Origin of the sequence: Pseudomonas sp. Larv2_ips, assembly GCF_963879675.1 — a bacterium.
GTDB lineage: Bacteria > Pseudomonadota > Gammaproteobacteria > Pseudomonadales > Pseudomonadaceae > Aquipseudomonas.
In genome coordinates this window covers 1,387,721-1,409,513 of record NZ_CAWOAW010000014.1, presented here as the reverse complement: position 1 = coordinate 1,409,513, position 21,793 = coordinate 1,387,721, and the positions used below count along the sequence as shown (strand labels likewise).

Annotated in this window: 24 protein-coding genes; 17 read left to right on the top strand and 7 right to left on the bottom strand. The window is 60.6% G+C overall.

The genetic code is table 11. From position 1 onward, the window contains the following. The first annotated feature begins 154 nt into the window (after window positions 1–154). Together AACV02_RS13130 and AACV02_RS13125 are read left to right on the top strand one after the other, a co-directional pair. Window positions 155–2,314, top strand: a complete 2,160-nt coding sequence (locus AACV02_RS13130; RefSeq protein ID WP_119740123.1) for a TonB-dependent siderophore receptor — start codon at window positions 155–157, stop codon at window positions 2,312–2,314. 196 nt (window positions 2,315–2,510) lie between these two features. Next, window positions 2,511–4,004: a methyl-accepting chemotaxis protein gene (locus AACV02_RS13125; RefSeq protein ID WP_119740121.1), complete on the top strand. Its 1,494-nt coding sequence runs from the start codon at window positions 2,511–2,513 to the stop codon at window positions 4,002–4,004. 2 nt (window positions 4,005–4,006) lie between these two features. On the opposite strand, the gene AACV02_RS13120 is transcribed toward AACV02_RS13125, so the two are convergent. The 3 genes from AACV02_RS13120 to AACV02_RS13110 all read right to left on the bottom strand — a co-directional run bounded on the left by AACV02_RS13120 (window position 4,007) and on the right by AACV02_RS13110 (window position 6,118). Continuing rightward, window positions 4,007–4,333, bottom strand: coding sequence for a helix-turn-helix domain-containing protein (locus AACV02_RS13120; RefSeq protein ID WP_106579053.1), 327 nt, complete (start codon window positions 4,331–4,333; stop codon window positions 4,007–4,009). 61 nt (window positions 4,334–4,394) lie between these two features. Beyond that, window positions 4,395–5,600 (bottom strand): FAD-dependent monooxygenase, encoded by a 1,206-nt coding sequence (locus tag AACV02_RS13115; protein WP_119740119.1) that lies wholly within the window; start codon window positions 5,598–5,600, stop codon window positions 4,395–4,397. Then, the gene (locus AACV02_RS13110) at window positions 5,600–6,118 is read right to left on the bottom strand and encodes a MarR family winged helix-turn-helix transcriptional regulator (protein ID WP_119740116.1); all 519 of its coding nucleotides are present in this window, start codon (window positions 6,116–6,118) and stop codon (window positions 5,600–5,602) included. The genes AACV02_RS13115 and AACV02_RS13110 overlap by 1 nt, the downstream gene beginning before the upstream one ends. 180 nt (window positions 6,119–6,298) lie before the next feature. Here AACV02_RS13110 and AACV02_RS13105 point away from each other — a divergent pair, with 180 nt between their 5' ends. Continuing rightward, a complete protein-coding gene (locus AACV02_RS13105; protein ID WP_119740114.1) occupies window positions 6,299–6,517 on the top strand; it encodes a DUF4287 domain-containing protein in 219 nt (72 codons plus the stop codon). Window positions 6,518–6,526: 9 nt separating this feature from the next. On the opposite strand, the gene AACV02_RS13100 is transcribed toward AACV02_RS13105, so the two are convergent. After that, window positions 6,527–7,006, bottom strand: a complete 480-nt coding sequence (locus AACV02_RS13100) for a DUF2867 domain-containing protein (RefSeq protein ID WP_119740112.1) — start codon at window positions 7,004–7,006, stop codon at window positions 6,527–6,529. A gap of 386 nt (window positions 7,007–7,392) precedes the next feature. On the opposite strand from AACV02_RS13100, the gene AACV02_RS13095 reads away from it, so the two are divergent. The 4 genes from AACV02_RS13095 to AACV02_RS13080 all read left to right on the top strand — a co-directional run bounded on the left by AACV02_RS13095 (window position 7,393) and on the right by AACV02_RS13080 (window position 9,334). Beyond that, window positions 7,393–7,563, top strand: a complete 171-nt coding sequence (locus tag AACV02_RS13095; protein WP_157986837.1) for a hypothetical protein — start codon at window positions 7,393–7,395, stop codon at window positions 7,561–7,563. Between the two features lie 58 nt (window positions 7,564–7,621). Next, window positions 7,622–7,924, top strand: coding sequence for an ArsR/SmtB family transcription factor (locus AACV02_RS13090; RefSeq protein WP_119740110.1), 303 nt, complete (start codon window positions 7,622–7,624; stop codon window positions 7,922–7,924). A 65-nt stretch (window positions 7,925–7,989) separates the two neighbouring features. Further along, entirely contained in the window at window positions 7,990–8,964 is a 975-nt protein-coding gene (locus AACV02_RS13085) for a zinc-dependent alcohol dehydrogenase family protein (protein ID WP_119740108.1), read from the top strand. 31 nt (window positions 8,965–8,995) lie between these two features. Then, the gene (locus AACV02_RS13080) at window positions 8,996–9,334 is read left to right on the top strand and encodes an antibiotic biosynthesis monooxygenase family protein (protein WP_119740106.1); all 339 of its coding nucleotides are present in this window, start codon (window positions 8,996–8,998) and stop codon (window positions 9,332–9,334) included. A gap of 262 nt (window positions 9,335–9,596) precedes the next feature. Here AACV02_RS13080 and AACV02_RS13075 read toward each other — a convergent pair whose 3' ends face one another. The 3 genes from AACV02_RS13075 to AACV02_RS13065 form a co-directional block, all read right to left on the bottom strand. Then, window positions 9,597–10,001 (bottom strand): ASCH domain-containing protein, encoded by a 405-nt coding sequence (locus tag AACV02_RS13075; protein WP_218568297.1) that lies wholly within the window; start codon window positions 9,999–10,001, stop codon window positions 9,597–9,599. Window positions 10,002–10,142: 141 nt separating this feature from the next. Then, entirely contained in the window at window positions 10,143–11,054 is a 912-nt protein-coding gene (locus AACV02_RS13070) for an enoyl-CoA hydratase-related protein (protein WP_119740104.1), read from the bottom strand. 93 nt (window positions 11,055–11,147) lie between these two features. Continuing rightward, window positions 11,148–11,885: an SDR family NAD(P)-dependent oxidoreductase gene (locus AACV02_RS13065; protein WP_106579044.1), complete on the bottom strand. Its 738-nt coding sequence runs from the start codon at window positions 11,883–11,885 to the stop codon at window positions 11,148–11,150. 266 nt (window positions 11,886–12,151) lie between these two features. Between AACV02_RS13065 and AACV02_RS13060 the strand changes: the two genes are divergently transcribed. The 10 genes from AACV02_RS13060 (at window position 12,152) to AACV02_RS13015 (ending at window position 21,632) form a co-directional block, all read left to right on the top strand. Further along, window positions 12,152–12,772, top strand: a complete 621-nt coding sequence (locus AACV02_RS13060; protein WP_119740102.1) for a LysE family translocator — start codon at window positions 12,152–12,154, stop codon at window positions 12,770–12,772. 82 nt (window positions 12,773–12,854) lie between these two features. Next, the gene (locus AACV02_RS13055; RefSeq protein WP_256680498.1) at window positions 12,855–13,964 is read left to right on the top strand and encodes an SEL1-like repeat protein; all 1,110 of its coding nucleotides are present in this window, start codon (window positions 12,855–12,857) and stop codon (window positions 13,962–13,964) included. 51 nt (window positions 13,965–14,015) lie between these two features. Then, window positions 14,016–14,402, top strand: coding sequence for an ester cyclase (locus AACV02_RS13050; protein ID WP_106579041.1), 387 nt, complete (start codon window positions 14,016–14,018; stop codon window positions 14,400–14,402). A 15-nt stretch (window positions 14,403–14,417) separates the two neighbouring features. Then, window positions 14,418–15,455 carry a helix-turn-helix domain-containing protein gene (locus AACV02_RS13045; protein WP_237266733.1) on the top strand — a complete coding sequence of 346 codons (1,038 nt, stop codon included), beginning with the start codon at window positions 14,418–14,420 and terminating at the stop codon, window positions 15,453–15,455. Between the two features lie 110 nt (window positions 15,456–15,565). Continuing rightward, complete coding sequence (locus AACV02_RS13040) at window positions 15,566–16,027, top strand: hypothetical protein (RefSeq protein ID WP_119740097.1); 462 nt, start codon at window positions 15,566–15,568, stop codon at window positions 16,025–16,027. Window positions 16,028–16,107: 80 nt separating this feature from the next. Beyond that, complete coding sequence (locus AACV02_RS13035; protein WP_119740095.1) at window positions 16,108–16,590, top strand: VOC family protein; 483 nt, start codon at window positions 16,108–16,110, stop codon at window positions 16,588–16,590. A gap of 232 nt (window positions 16,591–16,822) precedes the next feature. After that, window positions 16,823–17,800 (top strand): alpha/beta hydrolase, encoded by a 978-nt coding sequence (locus AACV02_RS13030; protein ID WP_119740093.1) that lies wholly within the window; start codon window positions 16,823–16,825, stop codon window positions 17,798–17,800. A gap of 285 nt (window positions 17,801–18,085) precedes the next feature. Continuing rightward, on the top strand, window positions 18,086–18,949 hold the full coding sequence (dapA, locus tag AACV02_RS13025; RefSeq protein WP_119740091.1) for a 4-hydroxy-tetrahydrodipicolinate synthase: 864 nt from the start codon (window positions 18,086–18,088) through the stop codon (window positions 18,947–18,949). Window positions 18,950–19,092: 143 nt separating this feature from the next. After that, window positions 19,093–20,469: a pyridoxal-phosphate dependent enzyme gene (locus AACV02_RS13020; protein WP_119740089.1), complete on the top strand. Its 1,377-nt coding sequence runs from the start codon at window positions 19,093–19,095 to the stop codon at window positions 20,467–20,469. Then, a complete protein-coding gene (locus AACV02_RS13015) occupies window positions 20,466–21,632 on the top strand; it encodes a cystathionine gamma-synthase (RefSeq protein WP_119740087.1) in 1,167 nt (388 codons plus the stop codon). The genes AACV02_RS13020 and AACV02_RS13015 overlap by 4 nt, the downstream gene beginning before the upstream one ends. The last annotated feature ends 161 nt before the right edge of the window (window positions 21,633–21,793 follow it).

Below are 21,793 nucleotides of genomic sequence, written 5' to 3'. Positions count from 1 at the left end.
GCTAGCGATAAGGCTGCATCGACGATGTGAAAAATTTGTTAAGCATTTAACGTCAAACGCTTTTTTGCTCGGATCCAATCTGACACACTGATGCGAATAATTATCATCATCTTTATTATTCGCTAGGGACGGCACTTCCGGGAGAGTCGGTTTCATGTCTGTGCAACAACATGGCGGTAAAGGTTTTTCACCCAATTTGATCGCGATGGCCATCTGTATTGCCACCTCACAAGCGGCCTTCGCCGCCGACACGCAGCAGCCAGCAGACGTCGTCGAGTTGGGCGCGACGCAGATCAACACCGAGCAGCAACTCGGTGCGACCACCGAAGGCAGCCCGTCCTACACCACCGGCTCGATGGCAACGGCGACCAAACTTCCACTCACGATGCGCGAAACCCCACAGGCCGTTACCGTCATCACGCGACAGCGCATGGATGACCAGGCGATGACCAGCATCAACGACGTGGTCAAGGCCACGCCCGGGTTGTTCCTGAACTTCTCCAACGGGCCTGGCCGGCAGTCGTACACCTCGCGCGGCTTCGACATCGACAACTTGATGTATGACGGCATTCCCAGCGGCTACAACGGGGCCACAGTCGGCGCCCAGCCGAACCTGGCCATGTTCGACCGCGTCGAGGTAGTGCGCGGCGCAACAGGCCTGGTCACCGGGGCCGGCAACCCTTCAGCGGCCATCAACCTGATCCGCAAGCGGCCGTTGGACGAGCAAAAAGTCACCCTCACCGGCGCCGCCGGCAGCTGGGACAATTACCGTGGCGAGCTGGACGCATCCAGCCCGCTCAACGACAGCGGCACATTGCGCGGCCGGGTGGTCGCTTCTTACGGTGATGCCAACAGTTTCATCGATAAAGTCCAGGAAGATCACGGCCTGTTCTACGCCGTCACCGAAGCGGATCTGAGCGAAGACACCACCCTGACCCTGGGTTTCTCCAACCAGAAGGACAAGACCAACTACTTCTGGGGATCGGCGATGGTCGGTCAGGACGGCCATCATCTGGACCTGCCGCGCTCCTACAACCCGGGTACTCGCTGGGAGAACAAGGACCAGGAAATCAACACGGTGTTCGCCGAGCTGCGTCAGCGCCTGGCCAACGACTGGAGCCTTCAAGTCAACGCCAACTACGCCGAACAGAACGCGTTGTTTTCAGGCTCCTACCAGTCGCGCTGGGTCAACAACACCCCGGCCCGCACGGTCTACCAGGCGGCCTACGATGAAAACCAGGCCGGCATCGACGCCTTTGCCAGCGGCCCTTTCCAGGCGTTCGGGCGTACCCATGAACTGGTGGTGGGCGCCAGCAAGCGCATCTATGACCTGACCACCCACAGCTACAGTCCGTACGACACCAACTGGCCACTCACCGCGGGCAAGCCAGACTTCGTCCACACCGACAACCAGCGCGAAGTCACCACTCAGGACGGCGTCTACGTCACCACGCGCCTGAGCCTCGCCGACCCGTTGAAACTGATCCTCGGCGGACGCCTGGACTGGTATGACTATGACAACCGTGACGGCGACGGCGACTATCATGTCACCCGCAACCTCACCCGCTACGCAGGTTTGATTTATGAGCTGGACGACCATCACTCGGTCTACGTCAGCTACAGCGACATCTTCACGCCGCAGAGTGACAAGGACACGTCCGGTAAGCCGGTCAAGCCGATTGTCGGCAAGAACTACGAAGTCGGCATCAAGGGCGAATACCTTGGCGGCGCGCTGAACGCGAGCCTGGCGCTGTTCCGCGTCGATCAGGAGAACCGGGCGGTGCAAGTGTTCGTGCCAAACTGCCCGCAGGCCTCCTGCAACGAAGCCTCCGGCGAAATTCGCAGCGAGGGCATCGACGTCGAACTGCAAGGCGCGTTAACCGAGAATTGGCAGGTCGGCGGTGGCTACACCTACGCCCGTACGCACACCATCAAGGATGAGGCCAACCCGCAGAAGGTCAACAAGCAGTTCGACACCGACACGCCAGAACAGCTGTTCAAACTGACCACACGCTACAACCTGCAGGGCCCGCTGGAAAAATTCCGTGTGGGCGGTAACGTCTCCTGGCAGAGCCGCATGTACAACGACCTTGACCTCGCGGACGGCAGCAAATATCGGCTTAAACAGGGCAGCTATGCCGTCACCGACCTGATGGCCGGCTACCAGGTCAACCAGCACCTGGACCTGCAGCTCAACGCCAACAACATCTTCGACCGGCGCTACTACTCCACCATCGCCAACTCGGTGAGCTACGGCGGTGATGCTTACGGCAACCCGCGCAACATGATGCTGACCGCCAAGTACACCTTCTGATCGTTATCGCAGCGTTGGCTATCCGTTCGGATAGCCGTTCGGATAGCCGTTCTTAAAGTCCCGTTCAGGGATGCCGATAAGGTGTTGGCATCCCTGAATCAAACAGCACACGAATACCTGCTTCACTCCACCGGCGGCCCGTCGTGGCACGCCGCATGCTTGCCTGTTACCCGCCGATCACATGGAGTAAGAGTGAATGCCCACCCGCCCGCGTTTTCTGGAGCACTACCGCAAGGCCGATCGCATCATGCTGGCGTTGGTCTGGCTGATGTTTCTGTTCTCACTCGGGCTGGCGTTCTGGCACGACACTTGGCTGCAGGCACTGACCGTGGGCGCAGGCACCAGTGTGGTGCTGACGGTGCTCTATCGCGCCCTCGGCGGGACACGCTTGATGCGCTGCCTGCTGGGCGCCGGCCTGATGGTAATGGCTGCCCTGCACATCAACCAGGCGCAAGGCGTGATCGAATCACACTTCGGCATTTTCGCGTTGCTGGCGGTGCTGACGTTCTACCGCGACTGGCTGCCAATCCTGGTCGCGGCGGCAGCGATCGCCGTGCATCACGTGGTCTTTCATGCCTTGCAACATCAAGGCTTCCCGGTGTTTGTGATGGAACACCACGGCGGCTGGAGCATGGTGTTCGTCCACGCTTTCTATGTGGTGATGGAGACCGTCGCCCTGCTCTACCTGGCCATTCACAGCCAGCGTGAGGCGGTCGAAAGCCAGGAAATGCTCGAGAAAATGCTCGCCGTGACCACCCAGCTCACCGTCGAAACCGCCCAAGGTGAAGGCAAGGTGCACGTCTCCCTGGCCAAGCGCTTTGACCACTTCCTGCAGCAAATCACCCACCTGATCGACGGTGTGGCCCGCGACTCCCAAGGCCTTGGCCAACTCGGCCAGGAACTGGCCAGTGCCAGCGGCACTCTGGAAAAAGGCGCACGCCATCAGTTGGCAGAAATCACCCAGATGACCGGCTCGATGCAGCGCATGGAAGACGCCATGGGCCACATCACCGTGCACGTTGAACAGGCTGTCGAGCACGCAGGCCAAGCCAGCCAACAAATCGTACGCGGCCAGGAAAGCGTCGGCCGCGCGCAGCATGAAATCAGCCAACTGGCTCTACGCATTCACGGCACCCACTCAACCGTGCAAGACCTCGCGGTGCAGGCCGAGCAGATCGGCTCGGTGCTCGAAGTGATCAGCAGCATCGCCAACCAGACCAACCTGCTCGCCCTCAACGCCGCCATCGAAGCCGCGCGCGCCGGCGAGCAAGGCCGAGGGTTTGCCGTGGTCGCCGATGAAGTGCGCAGCCTGGCCCAGCGCACGGCGGTGTCTACGCAGGAAATCAAACAGATCATCGAAGGCTTGCAACACGGCAGCCGTCAGGCCGTCGAGGCGATGCATGACAGCCAGCAAGGCGTAGAGCGTTGCGTACAAGACAGCCAGTTGGCGGTACAGATGCTGCAAGCGGTAGGCGCCGATATCGCGCACATCGACGCACTGAATGGGCGAATTGTGAGCACCACGCGCGAGCAGTCCACGGCCAACCTGGAGATTGTCGGGCGCTTGCAGGCGGTGCAAAGCATTGCGCAAAGCACCGCGGATGATGTGGAGACGCTGGCGCGCAGCAGTGAACGGTTACCGCCGATTGCCGTGCGCCTGGATGCCTTGGGGCGCAGGTTTCATCAATAAAGTCATGCGTCTCGGGACAATGAGGAGGTGATCTGAGCAATCGCGCCCTGATCCGCCTCGTGCAGCGTGCGGTACTGATTGACGACTTCGGTTTCTTCCACAGTAAGGTCATCCGCGCTCATGTGCGAACGCTCACCGCTCAGCACGTAAAGCACATCGACCCCTTTGCGACGGATAGCCATCAGATAATCCGATTTGGGTAATCTCTCGCCCCTTTCATAGTGGCCTTGTGCGTTTTCGGCCACGCCCCCGATCACACCAAAATCGTGCTGGGAGAGTAAAAGCCGTTTGCGCTCTTCCTTTAAGCGCCCGCCTAAATTGCCGTCCATGTTGAATGCCTGAACTGAGGGTATAAACCACCATACGCCTATACACCTCAAAGAAGGTCATTCATTTGAATTGACGTTTCAGGGCATAGTCCGGCAGGTCAATGGCGTCAGCCTTGGGGGAAAGAAACTTGCCAAGCAGCTTTTTAAAAACAGGCGCTGTCGCCAGCCGCAATACGGCGTGGCCGAGCGCTATTGCAACGCGCGAATGAGGTGACGCCAACCGCGGTGCAAATTTGGGCACGCCTTGCGCCTCAGCCACGTAGGGCCGCATCAGGGTTTCATAGGCGGCAAACGCTTGGGTGTGATCTGCATGGCGCCCCAGCTCGCCGGCCAACACATACGCCCCGCACAGGCCCAGGCTGGTGCCCATGCCACTGATGGGCGAGGCGCAATAGGCTGCGTCGCCCACCAGTGCAATACGGCCCTTGGACCAACGGGACATTTTGACCTGACCTACCGCTTCCAGGTAAAGGTCGGTTGTGTCATCCAGCCCCGCCAATACGCGGGGCGTCTCCCAACCGGCGTCGGCAAAGCGTTGCTTGAGCAAGGATTTCTGCGCGTCTGGCGCGAGTTTTTCGTAGCCGTTGGGTGCTTGCTGAAACGACAAAAACGCCCGCGTGGTGCCCAGGTTGTCTGGGCGTAAACACACACAGCGCCCGCCGGGAATGTTGTACCAGCGCATGATCTGGCCGTCGCTTGGCTCACGCGGCAGGGTGAAATAGGCGGTGTATACATCCAGCGGGCGGCGCTGGACTTCGCTGCCGAACACGTGATTGCGCGTGGTCGAGCCAATCCCTTCCGCCACAATCACCAGGTCGAAAACCTGCTCGGTCCCCTGTGCAAAGCGCACATGCACCTGCTGGCCATCGTCGTGCAGGGTTTCAATGCTGTCGCCAAACCGATACGTGACCCGGTCCTCGCTGTGCTGGATCAACAGCTTGGCGAGTTCGCCACGCAGAATCTCCAGTTCAGCGATCGGCCCTTCGCCGTCAAAGCCGTTCACGCCGATGAAGGCCTTTGTCCGGTTGTGGCGGTCAACGAAGGCAATGCCTTGTTCGTGGGTTGTATTGGCCCGAATCAGTTCCTCCAGGCCCATGCGCTGCACCACAACACGGCCCGCACCCCGCACGTCGATCGTCTGCCCACCATCGCGAAAAGCCGGTGCCCTTTCGACCACTGTGACGTGCATGCCCTGCCGGGACAGCCAATACGCCAGCGCCGGGCCGGCGACACTGGCGCCGGTGACAAGAATCTTTTGGGGTTTCATCAGGCCTCCTGCTGTGGATTTGAAGCGGCGCTGCTGCCCGGCAACGTGCTGCGGTAAACCTCGATCACCTGGCCAAGAAACGCCTCGACTACCGCGCGCTCCTGGCCCCCAAGCGCCTCCAGTACGGCGTTCAGGCCGCTGAGCATTGGCGCAATGTGCTGATAAGCCAGGGCCACCGAGGCGGGAACCGGACACACCATCACGCGGCGCTTGTCATCAAGCTGGCGCTCACGAATCACATGGCCGGCGCGCTCCAGGCGGTCGATGACTTGGGTGATGCCGGCGGTCGTCACCGACAGGCGCGAGGCAAGCTCGGTCGGTGGCAACGGGCCGTCCGTAATCAAGTGCTCCAGCGCCGCCATGTCGGTCTGGTTGATGGACAAAGAATCGGCAAGATGGCTGGCGGCTTTGCGCGTCAGGATGGCGATCTGTTGCAGCTGCTGCGCAACAGCATCGCTGGCGATCTGCAGGCCACGTGGGTCGTGGTCGGGGACGGGGACAGATGCGGATGGTTTCATGCGTTTGGCTGCTCAGGATCGCGAGGTGGCAACCACACTAGCATATAGCTAACTTGCTTAGCTATCTTCCAAAAATGTCGAACGGGTATCCATGGGCAGGCGAAATCCCTCACGTTTTACTAGCCTGAGTTCAGGCGAGAATCCCCTCGCTGACCGTGGGCACCAAAGGGAGCGTGCAGCATGACCGACGACACAACAACAAACGGGCCGGCGTCGTACTTCCCCGCCATTGAAAAAAAGTATGGGCAGCCCATCAGCCATTGGCTGGACCTGCTCAAAACCGTCAATGCCCAGAAGCACATGGAAAGGGTCGCCTGGCTTAAAACCGAACACGGCATGGGCCATGGCCACGCCAATGCGCTGGTGGCGTATTACGCGGCGATGGAAAAAGGCGACTGAGCCGCCGCCCTACCCTTCAAGGCGGCGCTGGAGTCGCTTCAGGTCACGGTTGACGATCAGCTTGTGCACCTGACCGACCGGCACCCTATAAAAGCGGTCAAAGGCGTTATGAATGACCACCGATGAGGTGATCGTGAACACACGATCGCTGATCGACAGGCAGATCATCACATCCAGATGCCGGTCGCGCTCGGTCAGCACCAGTACGTCGGGAGCGCTGTGCTCCACCAAAAAGAAGTCCAGCCGCTCGCCGACCTGCACACGCTCTCGCCGCGTGCCGGAAAACCCGCCAATACGTTTCACACCAAACAATGCGCAAATGGCGTCCCTGATCCCAAACGCCATGCGCAGGAATAGCCCCGGTTCGGCCGTCATGATGTTCCAGGCTTCAAGCGCGGTGACATCGACCGGCAGCAGGATCGACCTGCGGTCGTAATAATCCAGGTCGCCCGGCAGGCGCAGTGTGTAAACAACATCGGTGCTCGCCAAACAGTTTCTCCTTGAAAGGTGGCCGCGGTTGAATGTGCTCAACCGCAAGCCTTACCGCAATTCGTCCAATAGATGTGACGCGCCTGGCTGTGCCTGAAAACGGCAGGACGCCGCTTGCCGGGCTGAGATTATTTTGCGCCTGCGCTCAAGTAAAGCGCGAAATGGCCTTGAAGAATGTGGGCGCAAGAATGCGCTGCCATCGCCTTCCTGAGCTGGCAGCGCCTGCCGCATGACTTATAAAGAGGCGTTATCCCTACCGGGCTGGCCCTGCCTTTTTGTCGCCCTGCAGGGTTCCCGCGGCTCCGGGATCAGGTGCTGCATGTGCCCGGCGGCGTGTTCGTCGGGCATCGGTTTGGCGCACGCCTAGCTGGGCGACGCGTACGCACATGACCTTCCACACCGAGCAGGCCATTCGCGCGATGTGCGAGGGCTTGGAAATAACGCGGCTTCGTGAGTCGCACACATCCAGCACAAACCCTTCCGGCCTGCTCAACGGGCACCGTTTTGATGTGATCGTTCGCAAGCCTTCTCATCCGCTGGCGGCAGCCCTCAGCTAAAACTTGGGCGGCTGACTCGCACATTGACATATCGGTAAATCCCGATACTATCGGGCGCATGGACCTACTCGACATATTCAAAGCCCTCTCAAACCGCACGCGACTCGATATCCTGCAAGGTTTGAAAGATCCCGAAAAAAACTTCCCCGCCCAAGACGAGGGAGACGTTCATACCGTGGGCGTCTGCGTCAGCAGCATCCAGGAAGGCGTCGGCCTTTCCCAGTCGACCGTGTCTGACTACCTGGCGACCCTGCACCGCGCAGGCCTGGTTGAAATCCGCCGTATCGGCCAGTGGACCTACTACAAACGTAACGAAGCCAACATCCGCGCGCTGACGGAGATCCTGGGGAAAGAACTCTAGGTTTTTTTTCATCGCATTATATCGATATTTCCCGATATCCCTTTTTCCCGAAACGAGGTAATGCAATGAAAGCGATGATTCTTAAATCCTTTGGCGGGCCCGAGGCGTTCGAACTCTGCGACGTGCCTAAGCCCGTGCCCCATACGGGGCACGTTCTGGTGCGCGTACATGCCACTGCCATCAACCCACTGGATTACCAGGTGCGACGGGGTGACTACGCCGACGCGGTGCCACTCCCAGCCATTACCGGCCACGACGTGTCTGGCGTTGTCGAAGCCATCGGGCCAGGTGTGACCGCCTTCGCCCCAGGCGACGAAGTCTGGTACACCCCACAAATATTCGACGGCCCCGGCAGCTACGCCGAGTACCACGTGGCCGCCGAAAGCATCATTGGCAAAAAACCTGCCTCGCTCAGCCACCTCGAAGCCGCCAGCCTCAGCCTGGTCGGCGGCACTGCGTGGGAAGCACTCGCCGAACGCGCGGCGCTCAGGGTTGGCGAAAGCGTGCTGATACACGGTGGCGCAGGCGGCGTCGGCCACGTGGCAATCCAGCTGGCCAAAGCCATCGGGGCAAGGGTGTTCACCACCGTGCGCGCGGCCAACATTGAGTTTGCGCGAAGCATGGGCGCTGACGTGATCATCGACTACGAAAGCGAGGATTACGTCGAGGCCATCCTGCGCGAAACGGCGGGCCGCGGCGTCGATGTGGTGTTCGACACCCTCGGCGGCGACACCTTGTCACGCAGCCCCGACGCGCTCGCACAACGGGGCCGCGTGGTCTCGATCGTGGACATCACGCAGCCGCAAAACCTGGTTCAGGCCTGGGGCAAAAACGCGGCCTATCACTTTGTGTTCACCCGACAACATCGCGGCAAGCTGGACGAGCTGAGCGCATTAGTGGAACGCGGTCAGCTGCGGCCCCACGTGGGCGCGGTTTATTCGTTGGCCGACATCGCGTTGGCCCATGCTCGGCTGGAAAGCCGCCACAACGGTGTTCAAGGAAAAGTCGCGATTGCCGTCGTGCCATCGCTCATCGCGTGAGCACCGTTGAACTCATTTTTGGAGGAACACCATGATTTATGAAATCGCCCAGCTCCCGGTTTACACAGAACAGGTTGAAGCGTTCAGGCGCGCATTTACCCAGGTCGAGCCGTTGCTGTGTCGAGCGAAGGGCTATTGCGGGCACCTGCTCGCACAAGGCATTGAAACGCCGCAGGTGTTCAACTTGATCGTGAAGTGGGCATCACTTGAAGATCACACGCCAGGGTTCGAGGCGAGTGAGGACCATCGGCTGTTTATGCTGGGGTTGAAGACCTATTTCGCCGACGAACCAACGGTTTACCATATCGAAGGCGCAGCCTTTGTCAGGCATATGGGCAACGCCGATGCCCCGAGTAGTTCGTGGTTTTAAGCGCCTTGCCTGGTGTTGATTGTCAGCGGTGAATGATCCACGTGCGTTGTCGCCATTGCGGCCTCAACGCACGCATCGCTCGACGCCTGCCGGTGTAATTAAGGGCGTTGGTACGGCCAGCTTTTCTGGTGCTCGCGGGCAGGCTGGAGTAGTTGAGGTGCAGTTTCCTGAACGGCTGTTGTCGGCCCAAAGCGAACATTGCCACTGAGAAAACAACCCGTTGCTAGCACGCTAAAAACCGTTGGCGGGATAACGTTGTGCTTTACACCACTTCCACCAACTCGAATTCTTCTGCCACAAGCTCCATCGCCGCGTCGAACGAGCCCTCCCGTTGAAAAAAATCTTTATGACCCTGCGCCCAATACCCGAGGCTGAGATCCCCTTCGCCTTCCTTTCTTGCAAATGCTTCATTCACGTCGCAGTAACGAATGATACGCAGCGAAACAAGCCTGATGACACATACCGGCTCACCCTGACCGTTGAGGATGATGCTGTAACCACCAATCGCTGACGATTCATCTTGATGGTTGAATGATGAAAGTGAGCAACATGACGCTGTTTTAATGCCTTTAGCTACACGTTCAGCCAGCTCATCTGCCATCTCTGGAGTATCCCCAAATGCCCATGCACTGGCTTTGGGGTACCTGATCTTTAAATCGTCAATCATGCACATCATTCGTTCAAACCTTATCGTTGACTGCAGCGTCAGCACCCATTCGCGAATGATTAGCCCGGCACCCTTGATCGAGTTGCACCGCCGCCGGTAATGGCGCGACCCGCTCAGCAGGTCGCGCCCTGGGCGACGGTTTTAATTGCCGTGATAGACAGGTAATCGCCCTTCAGCCTCTGCCTTGCGCCCCTCCTGGAAGTCGTTTGACTTATACAGCGTTGCGCGTTGCGCATCCAATTCCGACAGAGCGCCGGCCTGCACCGGGTCGATGACGCGATGCGCAGAGGCCAGCGACGCCTTGATCCCTAAGGGGCCATTGGCGGCGATCCGGTTTGCCAACTCGATCGCTTTGTCGAGGGCTGACTGCGGGTCAGGGATCTCCTGTACCGTGCCCATGCGATAGGCTTCACGGGCGGTCCAATGATCGCCCGTCAGAATGTAGCGCATGGCATTGGCCCAGCCGGCTTCGCGCACGAATCGTACTGTCGATCCACCGCCCGGGAAACGACCATGGGTGTTTTCATCCTGTCCGAAGTCAGTGTTGTTCGCCGCAACCCGTATGTCGCCGACAAGAAACAGCTCATGCGCCATGTTCCAAGTGTCGCCGTGAACCGCCACGATCAGAGGCTTGGTGAGATAGGGCATTTTCTTGCCGAGCGGGTCGATCAGCCCCGCACCGAGCGTAGGTCCGCCCGAGCTGGCAACCGCCTTGAAGCCCTCAACGTCAAGGCCCTGCGAGAAATTGTCGCCGTGCCCGAACAACACAGCGGCACGCAGTGAAGGATCATGGTCGTAGTCGTAATACGCCTTGGCGAGGGCCAGGTACGCTTGCGGATCAAGCCTGTTCTGGATATCGGGTCGGTTGATACCAATCAGTACAATCTTGCCACGTCGCTCGACGGTAATTTTGTGAGCGGCACTGGTCGGGATATCGACCAGGGTGACGTCGTCGGGGGGTGTTTTGACGTCGTCGCCAGATTGCGCAATTACAACGCCGGCGAACAAGGACAATGCTGAGAACATGATGATCTTGCGCAATACTCTTTGCATCGATACATCCTTTGGCGAAGTTGGCTGTGCGCGTGGGTTTGCCGCGCCAATCAGATAACGCGGCCGTCCCCACTCGGTGCTCAAGTTTTCAGTTCAGTACTGCGAGACACCGCCATCGACATCGAGCTCGATGCCGGTAACGTAGGCACTGTCATCAGAGGCGAGAAATACGGCCGCCTTGCCCAAGTCTTCCGGGCTGCCCAAGCGGGACAGCGGGATGCTGCCAACAAGGCCGGCACGCGCAGCCTCGGGAATCAATGACTGCAGTCCTGGGGTAAGCGTATGGCCGGGGCTCAATACGTTGATGCGGATGCCCAGTTCCTTGGTGTCCAGTATGAAACCGCGCGCCAGGTTGCGGACGGCCGCCTTGGTCGATGAATAGACGGACATACTGGGGATGCCGATCGAAGCGGCGATTGAACCGGTGAATATTACCGATGCGCCTGTTCCCAGAAGCGGCAGCGCTTTCTGCAGGCCGAACAGCAGGCCCTTGACGTTCGCATTGTAGGTCTTGTCGAAATGCTCCTCGGTAATCTCGCCGAGCTTCATGAACTCATAGAAACCCGCGTTCAACGCCAGTACATCAATGCGCCCGGCTTTTTCCTTGATGCGCGCGTACAGCGCGTCCAGGTCGGCAAGCTTGCCCGCATCGCCTTGAATGCCCACCGCACCGTGGCCAATCTCAGCGACCGCGCGGTCGAGCTCAGGTTGACGCCGGCCCGTGATGAACACGCGAGCGCCTTCATTGGCAAACGCCTTGGCGATACCGAGGCCGATTCCGGCGCTGGCACCCGTGACAACCGCGACCTTGCCTTCAAGTTTTTTGCTCATGTGGCGTACCTTCAATCTGGCTTGCATTGCGCCGCCCGCCCATGTGGGAACGACTCGGCGAGGCGCCAGGCTGGCGCCACAGCAGGAAGATTGAAGGAGGCAATGAACCCCCTGTAGACGGCAACCGGGACTAACATTTATGCCGGAATGGAATGCTGGTTACGGGTATAGGTCGGCCCACTTGCGCCGTTCGCTGCAACGCGCGGATTGTCCAGCCAGCTCAACTGCCCTTATCCTCAACGCTCCTCGCCCAACCCGGTGCCGCCATGGACCTTGCCACGCTCGCCCTCTTCCTCCCCGCCTGCTTCGCCCTGAACATGGCGCCAGGCCCGAACAACTTGCTGTCGGTCAGCAACGCCACCCGCTACGGCTATCGCACGTCTTGCCTTGCCGGTGTTGGCCGCTTGCTGGCCTTCGCCGGCATGATCGCCCTCGCCTCGGCGGGCCTGGCGATGGTGATGCAAACCTCGGAGTTGTTGTTTTACGCGATCAAGATTCTGGGCGCGGCGTATCTGTTTTATCTGGCGTTTCAGTTGTGGCGGGCTAATCCGCAGGCAGAGCCTGAATCGGCGACGGCCAAGGTGGGTTTGTGGGCGTTGGCGCGTCAGGAGTTTCTGGTGGCAGCGGGCAACCCGAAGGCTATCTTGATCTTCACGGCCTTCCTGCCGCAGTTCGTGGTGCCAGGCCAGCCGATCACGCCACAATTTGCGCTGCTGGGCGCGATGTTCCTGGTGCTGGAATGGATCGCCATCAGCGCCTATGCCTACATGGGCCTGCACATGCGTCGCTGGTTTGCCGAGCCGCGCGGTAAACGGATTTTCAATCGATGCTGCGCAGGGTTATTGTCGGCAGCGGCGACGGTGCTGTTGATGGCGCGTCGCGCTTGAGGTCGCTGCGAAACAGCGAGTGATGCCATCGCTCGCAAGCGCCGCTACACTGCCCACCTGCACCTCACGAATGGATTCGACATTGCGCCGCTTTGCCCTACCCCTCGCTTTACTGTGCTTTGGCCTGCTGGCCTATTGCTTGGTCGCTTTGGCGATCAGTCTGTGGCGCAGCCCCCACAGCCCCACACTGTTGATGGGCGCCTTCTACGACGAAGGCATCATCGTCGATAAAAACCCGGTCAAGGCCGCAGAGTGGTATTTGCGCGCGGCGGAAAAAGGCGAGACCTTCGCACAGTTCAAAACCGGCTTTTTTTACTTTTTCGGGCGCGGTGTAGCTGTTGATCACCGCAAGGGCCTGGAGTGGATCACGCTATCAGCCGAGAACGGCAACTCTGAAGCCCAGTTTTTTTTGGGGGATGCAAACTATGGCGGCGTGGAAATGCCGCGCGATAGCGCTCAAGCCGCGGTGTGGTATCGCAAGGCTGCGCAGCAAGGTCATGCCCGCGCCCAGCAACGGCTTGCCGACGCCTATTTCAGAGGCATTGGCGTTGAGCAAAGCGACCGCAAGGCATTCTACTGGGCGCGCAAAGCCAGTGCGCGAGGCGATGCTGAGGGCCAAACGCTGTTGGCGACCTTCTATTTCACGGGCGTAGGCACGCCGAAAAACCCTCAGCAAGGCATCCAGCTGCTGACCCAGGCCGCCCAGTCAGGCAATAGCGAGGCGTACGAATGGCTTGGGATGGCCAACCTGAATGGCATCGGCACCCCCAAAGACGTACCCGCCGCCATTGGGTGGTATACCCGCGCTGGCGACGCGGGCCGGGCCAAAGCGCAGTACATGCTTGGCTATCTGTACAGCAGCAGCGGTGCAGTGCCGGCAGACTATCCAACGGCGAACCGATGGCTGCTCAAGGCCGCGACACAAGGGTACGCTTACGCAACAGCGACCCTCGCCGAGCATGTGGATACGGGAAAGGGCTTTGAACCCAACAAGCTCAAGGCATGCGGTCTCGTGCGCGTGGCGCTGAATCAAAAGCTGTCCGAGTACGAGGACGATTTACGCGGCCAGCTTGAGCATGAGGAAAAAGCCTTGTCCGCAGAACAACTGGCCGACGTCGCGGCGCTGGAAGCCCTCTATTCAACCCCGCAAGGGCTTGGGCAATTGCTGGGTGATATAACCAGCGCGCCGTAGACTCACACAAGGGCAAAGTCGATGAGTGCTTTTCAAAAAGGAGAACACGCCATGACCCGCAACCAGCTCGCCGACCTTTACCGAGGGTATATCGACTGCCTCAACCGCCAGGGCTGGGAGCGCCTCGGCGATTTCGTGCACCCGCAGGTGACCTACAACGCCACCCCCGTCGGCCTTGCCGGCTACCGCGCGATGCTGGAGCGGGACTTTCGCGAGATCCCCGACCTGGTGTTTCGCATCCAACTGCTGGTCGCGGACCCGCCCACCGTCGCCAGCCGGTTGAACTTCCACGTCACGCCTACAGGTGAATTTTTCGGCTTGCCGATCAACGGCAAGACGGTGACCTTCGATGAAAACGTATTCTACGAATTCGTCGACGGGAAGATCGCGCACGTCTGGTCCGTGATCGATAAGGCGGCGATCAAACAACAGCTTTAATGGATGGAGCCGCTTGTGGAGAACCCGCTTTTCACCTTTACCACTCAACCCTACCCGCCGCGCCAACGCTTTGAAGTGTGGCGTGAGGAAGTGAATGCGATCTTCGATATCACCATCAGCGAGCCTGAATCCGCCGCCTTCAATTACCGCCTGGCCACCGGTTACCTGGGTTCGTTATTGATGGGCTGCGGTGCCTGGGACGGTGCCGGCGAGCCGGTGCCGTATCGGGTCAAGCGTTCCACACACATGATTCGCCGTGACAGCCTCGACCACTATTACCTCTGCCTCGGCCTGTCTCACACGATTAATGGCACGGCAGGCCGCACCACGCTGGCGGCGGGTAACTCGCAGATCTACATCCTGGACCTCGCCCGTGAACTCGATTGCCTGATCACGGCTGGCGATACCGTGATCCTCACCATTCCTCGCGACTTGCTGGCGCAAAGCCTCGGCTACAAAGACGTGCATGGCCAAGTGCTGCAGGGCGGCTTGAGCGAGCTGCTCGCAGACCATATGCGCGCGTTGCAACAGCGCCTGCCGCGCCTGACACCCGAGGAAATCCCGCACGCCCAACAGGCGACGCTGGCCATGATATCGGCAGCCCTGGCGCCGACAGTGGCCAACCTGCAAACCGCCGAGCAAGCGATCGACCACACCCTGCTCAACCGCGCCCGTCGCTTGATTGAACAGCACCTGCGCAGCCCGGAATTGTCCCCGGCTTTCCTGTGCAAACACCTGGGTATTTCGCGGGCGCAACTGTATCGAGTGTTCAGCCAGGAGTCCGGCGTGGCGGCGTATATCCAGCAGCGCCGGTTGAACCGCGCGCGGGTGATTATCCAGAGTGATTCCGGCGCGCGGCAGCGGGTGTCGGGGCTGGCCTTCCAGTTCGGTTTCAAGAGCGATGCGCACTTCAGCCGCACCTTCAAGCAAGCCTTTGGCTATTCGCCGCGCGAGGCCCGGGAGTTGAGCGCCGCGGCCCAGGCGCCGGAGCGCGTGAGCCGCCACACCGGGTTCTCGTTACGCAACATCCTGGGGCAGATGAAGGCGGTCTGAGACACCCAGGCAAGTCATTGAGACGCGGGGACAGGAAGATTTTCTCCGCGTGCTTTTCACCGTTTTATCATTGGCCGACGTTCAAAAGCCCTGACTAAACGGAGAAAATCATGGCCCGTCGTATTGTCATCGCAACGCTTGCCACCGCCCTCTTGCTGACGGGTTGCGCCAATGGCGTCAACGGGCTCAGCAGCTTGAACAACCTGTCATTGCCGGGTATCCAGGGCAAAGCCGGGCCGGATATTTCGCTGTTCGACACCACGTATGTCAGGACGCACATCATTTCTGGCAAGACCACCTCCCAACAGCTCAAAGCCCTGTATGGCGAACCGCAGGATCAGTCGATTTCATCCGACGGCACCGAAACCTGGAACTACGCGCCCTCCACCACCCAGAACGCATCCATGCGCCACTTGCTCGGGCTGGTCTCCAACCGTATCCCCGGCAATACCTACGACAACGCCCTCGACACCCGGCGCACAGCCATCGACAACCTTGCACCGCAGCAACAGAGTCGCCGCCTGAACATCCACCTCAACAATGGCGTGGTCAGGGACTACAGCATTCTGTAACAGCACCGCCCGGCAGTTCTGCCGGGCTCGCTTCAGCCCTCATCTAAACTCCACGTACCCTTGATACGTGGAGCCCTGAAGTGACCCACAAAAATACCCTGTGCCTCTGGTACAACGGCACCGCCCTGGAAGCCGCGACCTTCTATGCCTCGCTCTTTCCGGACAGCGCCGTCAAGGCCGTGCATCACGCCCCAGGCGACTACCCGGCAGGCAAGCAAGGCGACGTGTTGACCGTCGAGTTCACCGTCCTGGGCATTCCCTGCCTGGGGCTGAATGGCGGCCCGGCATTCCCACACACAGAGGCGTTCTCCTTCCAGGTGGCGACGGACGATCAAGCCGAAACCGACCGTTATTGGCACGCAATCATCGATAACGGTGGCCAGGCCAGCGCATGCGGCTGGTGCAAGGACAAGTGGGGGCTGTCGTGGCAGATATCTCCGCGCGTGTTGACCGACGCAGTGACCCACCCCGACCCGGTGATCGCCAAGCGCGCCTTTGACGCGATGATGACCATGACCAAAATCGATGTGGCCGCCATTGAGGCTGCAGTGGCCGGGCGCTGACTCGTGTAGCAAACAGGCTTGTCCTGGCGAGCGGGCTTACTGTGGCGAGCGGGCTTGCCCCGCGTTGGAGTGCGAAGCGCTCCCAATTCAAACGCCCCGGTATAACTGACAGATCCCATCAGCAGGTTCTGGGCCTGCTGCGCCGCCCAACGCGGGGCAAGCCCGCTCGCCACACCGGCCCACGTTCTGGCATCCTGCCCCCCCAAAGTCGTCGAATGCGAGCTGCAAGCCCATGAACCACGGCGTCAAACTTGACCCTCGCACGATCCCAGTGCCGCAATCAATCAGCCCTCAAGCCCAGGCCACACTGCAACGCCTGGTCGGGGCTGACGGTGTGCCCCTCAACGCGCTGCACGCGATGCCCGCGCCCGAGGACCATGACGGCTGGCGCCGTCTGCAGGCCGCCGTGGCTCAGAACTACGCCAGCGCCAACGCGGGGCAAGCGGCGTCGCTGCGGGCCAGCCTGCACACCCTCAGGGTTGAAAACGCCAGCGTGCATGTCGCCACACCGGCGTCTGCCACGCCCTTTGCCTACATCGACCTGCACGGCGGCGCGCTGGTGTTCGGCGGCGGCGAAAACTGCCGCCTCGCGGCCGGCAGACAAGCCGATCTGCACGACGTGATCTGTTATGGCGTGGACTACCGCATGCCACCCGACCATCCCTACCCCGCAGCGCTGGACGACTGCCTGGCTGTCTATCGGCACGTTCTCAAGCATCACGCGCCGCAACAGATCGTGATCGGTGGCCGCTCAGCGGGCGGCAACCTTGCGGCGGCCCTGGTGTTGCGTGCGCGTGACGAAGGTTTGCCATTGCCCGCTGCGCTGGTGTTGCTCTCGCCGGAAGTCGACCTCACCCAGTCCGGCGACAGCTTCCAGGTCAACCGCACCGTCGACGTGGTGCTGCCCAACCCGTTGATGAACGTCAATCTGTTGTATGCCAACGGTGCGGACTTGTCTCACCCGTACCTGTCACCGCTGTTTGGCGATTTCACCCAGGGTTTCCCGCCAACTTTTCTGCAAAGCGGCACCCGTGATCTGTTTCTGTCCAACACCGTGCGCCTGCACCGCGCCTTGCGCCAGGCGCGGGTAACGGCGCAGTTGCATGTGTTCGAAGCCATGCCGCACGGCGGTTTCATGGGCGCGCCGGAAGACGCGGAGCTGGCCAACGAGGTCGCAGAATTTGTCCGTGAGCAGTTAAAGCGGGGTTGACACATTCCGTCACATCCGCTGAAGATGGAAGCCTTATTCAGGGTGTGTCAGCGCATGTCTGCATCGTCTTTCGTTAACCTTTGTGCCATTGGCTTGATTGCCAAGGCGCAAGGTTGCGTGGCGCACGCCCTCAAATCGAAGAAACAGTCGCTCATGTGACCGGGGCGCGCTGTCCCGTCAGATGAGCTGACAGGACATTGAGCGCGACGGACCTCCCTTCCTTTGCACAATCCCCCTCTGCCCTTCTGACGGTGACTCCAGCGGTCAACCATCAGGAGAAAGTGCATGTCATCGTTTCAAGGTATCTGGGTTCCCGTGGTCACGCCGTTTCACGACGGCGCCATCGACTTCATCGGCCTGCACCGGTTGGTCGGCCACCTGCTGGAAAAACACGTCGCCGGCATCATGGTCTGCACCACCACCGGAGAAGCGGCGTCACTGAGCCGTGAGGAACAACTGGCCGTGCTGGATGCGGTGCTGCAACTCGTGCCGGCGCAGCGCGTGGTGATGGGCCTGGCAGGCAACAATCAGCGTGAACTGCTGCAGTTCCAGAGCGAAATCCTCAAACGCGCGGTGGCCGGCTTGCTGGTGCCGGCGCCCAGCTATATCCGCCCCTCCCAGGCCGGCCTCGAAGCGTTTTTCCGCACGGTGGCCGACGCCTCCAGTGTGCCGGTCATTCTCTATGACATTCCCTACCGTACCGGCGTGACCTTCGAACAGGCCACTTTGCTGAACATCGTCAAGCACACGCGAATCGTCGCGATCAAAGACTGCGGCGGCAACCTGGCGACTACCTTGGCGCTGCTCGCCAGCGGCGACGTGGAGGTGTTGTGTGGCGAGGATCTTCAAATCTTCAACGCGCTGTGCCTGGGCGCCAGTGGTGCGATTGCAGCCTCGGCCCATGTGCACACCGAGGACTTTGTGGCGCTGTACCAGCAGGTACGCGACAACCAGCTCAGCGAGGCCAGGGCGATTTTTTTCAGGTTGATGCCCCTGATCAACACCCTGTTCATGGAGCCCAACCCCGCGCCGGTAAAGGCGGCGCTGGCGATGCAAGGCTTGATCGCCAGTGAGCTGCGCGCGCCGATGCAAACAGCCAGCACTGGCGTTATAGAGCGGTTGCAGCAGGTTTCGATGCGCGGCGTTTAAGCGTCAACACGCGCTCATGCGCCAAAAAAAGACATCCAACGGACCGCCCGGTTGCGACCGGCGCGATCCCGGCCTATGTTCCAAGCCATGCTTTGCATTTTTGCTGTCCCTCCCCCTACGCCTCTTCCGTACCAGGTGACGACATGCCCACGCTTTCCCGCCCCGCCGTACTCGAATTGATCGGCAACACGCCGCTGGTCAAGGTCAGCCGATTTGATACCGGCCTGTGCACGCTGTTCCTCAAGCTTGAATGCCAAAACCCCGGTGGTTCCATCAAAGACCGCATCGGCCTGGCCATGATTGACGCCGCCGAACGCGACGGCCGCCTGCGCCCCGGCGGCACCATCATCGAAGCCACCGCCGGCAACACCGGCCTGGGGCTTGCGCTGGTCGGCCGGGCCAAGGGCTACCGCGTGGTGCTGGTGGTGCCCGACAAGATGTCCACCGAAAAAGTCCTGCACTTGAAGGCCATGGGCGCCGAGGTGCATATCACCCGCTCCGACGTCGGCAAGGGCCATCCCGAGTATTACCAGGACGTGGCTGCGCGCCTGGCCAAGGACATTCCCGGTTCATTTTTTGCCGACCAGTTCAACAACCCGGCCAACCCGCTGGCTCACGAAACCAGCACCGCGCCGGAAATCTGGGCGCAAACCCAGCACGACGTGGATGCGATCGTGGTGGGCGTCGGCTCGGCCGGCACCCTCACCGGCCTGACGCGTTTCTTCAAACGCGTACAGCCGGAACTGGCCATGGTGCTGGCGGACCCGGTGGGTTCGGTGATGGCTGAATACAGCCGCAGCGGCAGGATGGAAACGCCGGGATCATGGGCCGTGGAAGGCATCGGCGAAGACTTCATCCCCTCGATCGCCGACCTCTCCAGCGTGCGCCACGCCTATTCCATCAGCGATGAAGAAAGCTTCGACCACGCCCGCCAACTGCTCAAGGCCGAAGGCATTCTCGGCGGCTCGTCAACCGGCACCCTGCTCGCTGCTGCGTTGCGTTATTGCCGCGAGCAGACCGAACCCAAACGCGTGGTCACCTTCGTCTGCGACACCGGCACGCGGTACCTGTCCAAGGTCTACAACGACCAATGGATGAACGACGCGGGCCTGCTCCAGTACAAACACTACGGCGACCTGCGCGACCTGATCGCCCGCCGCTTCGAAGACGGCCGCGTGATCAGCGTGAGCCCCGACGATACCCTGCTCACGGCCTTCCAGCGCATGCGCCTGGCCGATGTCTCGCAACTGCCGGTGCTGGTCGAAGGCCGCGAACTGGTTGGCGTGATCGACGAGTCCGACATCCTGCTGGGGTTGCACCATGACGCCGCCGACTTTTCCATGATCGTTGCCAGCGCCATGACCGACACCTTGCAAACCCTGGCCCCGAGTGCCAGCCTGGCCGAACTGCAGGCGGAACTTGATCGCGGCCTGGTTGCCATCATTGCTGACGCTTCAGGTTTTTATGGCCTGATCACCCGCGTCGACCTGCTTAATCACCTACGGAGATCCCTTGCATGAGTCAGCCCGATAAAAGCGCCTTTGCCACCCGCGTGATCCACGCCGGGCAATCACCCGACCCGACCACGGGAGCGCTGATGCCGCCGATCTATGCCAACTCCACGTATCTGCAAGACAGCCCCGGCGTGCACAAGGGCTTTGACTATGGTCGTTCCCACAACCCCACGCGCTTTGCCCTGGAGCGCTGCGTGGCCGACCTTGAAGGCGGCAGCCAGGCGTTTGCCTTTGCCTCCGGGCTGGCGGCGATTTCCACCGTGCTGGAACTGCTCGATGCCGGCGCGCACATCGTCTCCGGCAACGACCTGTACGGCGGCACCTTCCGCCTGTTCGACAAGGTGCGCCAGCGCAGCGCCGGGCACCGGTTCAGCTTTGTCGACTTGAGCGACTTGCAGGCGTTCGAGGCGTCGTTGCAGGACGACACTCGCATGGTCTGGGTCGAGACCCCGAGCAACCCGCTGCTCAGCCTCACTGACCTGAGTGCCATCGCGCGAATCTGCCGCGACCGCGGCATCATCTGCGTAGCCGACAACACCTTTGCCAGCCCATGGATCCAGCGCCCGCTGGAGCTGGGGTTCGACATCGTGGTGCACTCCACCACCAAATACCTCAACGGCCACTCCGACGTGATCGGCGGCATCGCCATTGTCGGCCATAACCCGGAGCTCGCCGAACGCCTGGGCTTCCTGCAGAACTCAGTCGGCGCGATTGCCGGCCCGTTCGATGCATTCCTGACGCTGCGCGGCGTGAAAACCCTGGCTTTGCGCATGGAGCGCCATTGCAGCAATGCCCTGGAGTTGGCCACCTGGCTGGAAAAACAGCCGCAAGTCTCACGGGTTTATTACCCAGGCCTGGCCTCGCATCCCCAGCACGAACTGGCACGCAAGCAGATGCGTGGGTTTGGCGGGATGATTTCGGTGGATTTGAACAGTGACCTGGCCGGCGCCACACACTTTCTGGAAAACGTGAAGATCTTTGCCTTGGCCGAAAGCCTGGGCGGTGTCGAAAGCCTGATCGAACACCCGGCGATCATGACCCACGCCAGCATCCCAGCAGCAACGCGGGCGCAACTGGGCATTGGCGACGGTTTGGTGCGTTTGTCGGTGGGTGTTGAAGACGTCGAGGACCTGCGGGCCGACCTGGCGCAGGCATTGGCCCTGATCTAACCCAATCGCCCAAACAATCAAGGCTTACCTGTGGGAGCGGGCTTGCTCGCGAAGGTGGTGGGTCAGTCTGTCTATCCAGTGACTGACACGCCGCCTTCGCGGGCAAGCCCGCTCCCACAGGGGTTCAGCGTCGGGCTGAAATGATGTTGATTGTCCCCACA

Excerpts from the sequence above, each read along its gene's own strand:
- AACV02_RS13130 (WP_119740123.1), top strand. The coding sequence starts at position 155 with ATGTCTGTGCAACAACATGGCGGTAAAGGTTTTTCACCCAATTTGATC.
- AACV02_RS13080 (WP_119740106.1), top strand. The coding sequence starts at position 8,996 with ATGATTTATGAAATCGCCCAGCTCCCGGTTTACACAGAACAGGTTGAA.
- AACV02_RS13105 (WP_119740114.1), top strand. The coding sequence starts at position 6,299 with ATGACCGACGACACAACAACAAACGGGCCGGCGTCGTACTTCCCCGCC.
- AACV02_RS13125 (WP_119740121.1), top strand. The coding sequence starts at position 2,511 with ATGCCCACCCGCCCGCGTTTTCTGGAGCACTACCGCAAGGCCGATCGC.
- AACV02_RS13090 (WP_119740110.1), top strand. The coding sequence starts at position 7,622 with ATGGACCTACTCGACATATTCAAAGCCCTCTCAAACCGCACGCGACTC.
- AACV02_RS13050 (WP_106579041.1), top strand. The coding sequence starts at position 14,016 with ATGACCCGCAACCAGCTCGCCGACCTTTACCGAGGGTATATCGACTGC.
- AACV02_RS13020 (WP_119740089.1), top strand. The coding sequence starts at position 19,093 with ATGCCCACGCTTTCCCGCCCCGCCGTACTCGAATTGATCGGCAACACG.
- AACV02_RS13115 (WP_119740119.1), bottom strand. The coding sequence starts at position 5,600 with ATGAAACCCCAAAAGATTCTTGTCACCGGCGCCAGTGTCGCCGGCCCG.
- AACV02_RS13040 (WP_119740097.1), top strand. The coding sequence starts at position 15,566 with ATGGCCCGTCGTATTGTCATCGCAACGCTTGCCACCGCCCTCTTGCTG.
- AACV02_RS13095 (WP_157986837.1), top strand. The coding sequence starts at position 7,393 with ATGACCTTCCACACCGAGCAGGCCATTCGCGCGATGTGCGAGGGCTTG.
- AACV02_RS13065 (WP_106579044.1), bottom strand. The coding sequence starts at position 11,885 with ATGAGCAAAAAACTTGAAGGCAAGGTCGCGGTTGTCACGGGTGCCAGC.
- AACV02_RS13120 (WP_106579053.1), bottom strand. The coding sequence starts at position 4,333 with ATGGACGGCAATTTAGGCGGGCGCTTAAAGGAAGAGCGCAAACGGCTT.
- AACV02_RS13030 (WP_119740093.1), top strand. The coding sequence starts at position 16,823 with ATGAACCACGGCGTCAAACTTGACCCTCGCACGATCCCAGTGCCGCAA.
- AACV02_RS13070 (WP_119740104.1), bottom strand. The coding sequence starts at position 11,054 with ATGCAAAGAGTATTGCGCAAGATCATCATGTTCTCAGCATTGTCCTTG.
- dapA (WP_119740091.1), top strand. The coding sequence starts at position 18,086 with ATGTCATCGTTTCAAGGTATCTGGGTTCCCGTGGTCACGCCGTTTCAC.
- AACV02_RS13110 (WP_119740116.1), bottom strand. The coding sequence starts at position 6,118 with ATGAAACCATCCGCATCTGTCCCCGTCCCCGACCACGACCCACGTGGC.
- AACV02_RS13075 (WP_218568297.1), bottom strand. The coding sequence starts at position 10,001 with ATGATTGACGATTTAAAGATCAGGTACCCCAAAGCCAGTGCATGGGCA.
- AACV02_RS13085 (WP_119740108.1), top strand. The coding sequence starts at position 7,990 with ATGAAAGCGATGATTCTTAAATCCTTTGGCGGGCCCGAGGCGTTCGAA.
- AACV02_RS13015 (WP_119740087.1), top strand. The coding sequence starts at position 20,466 with ATGAGTCAGCCCGATAAAAGCGCCTTTGCCACCCGCGTGATCCACGCC.
- AACV02_RS13060 (WP_119740102.1), top strand. The coding sequence starts at position 12,152 with ATGGACCTTGCCACGCTCGCCCTCTTCCTCCCCGCCTGCTTCGCCCTG.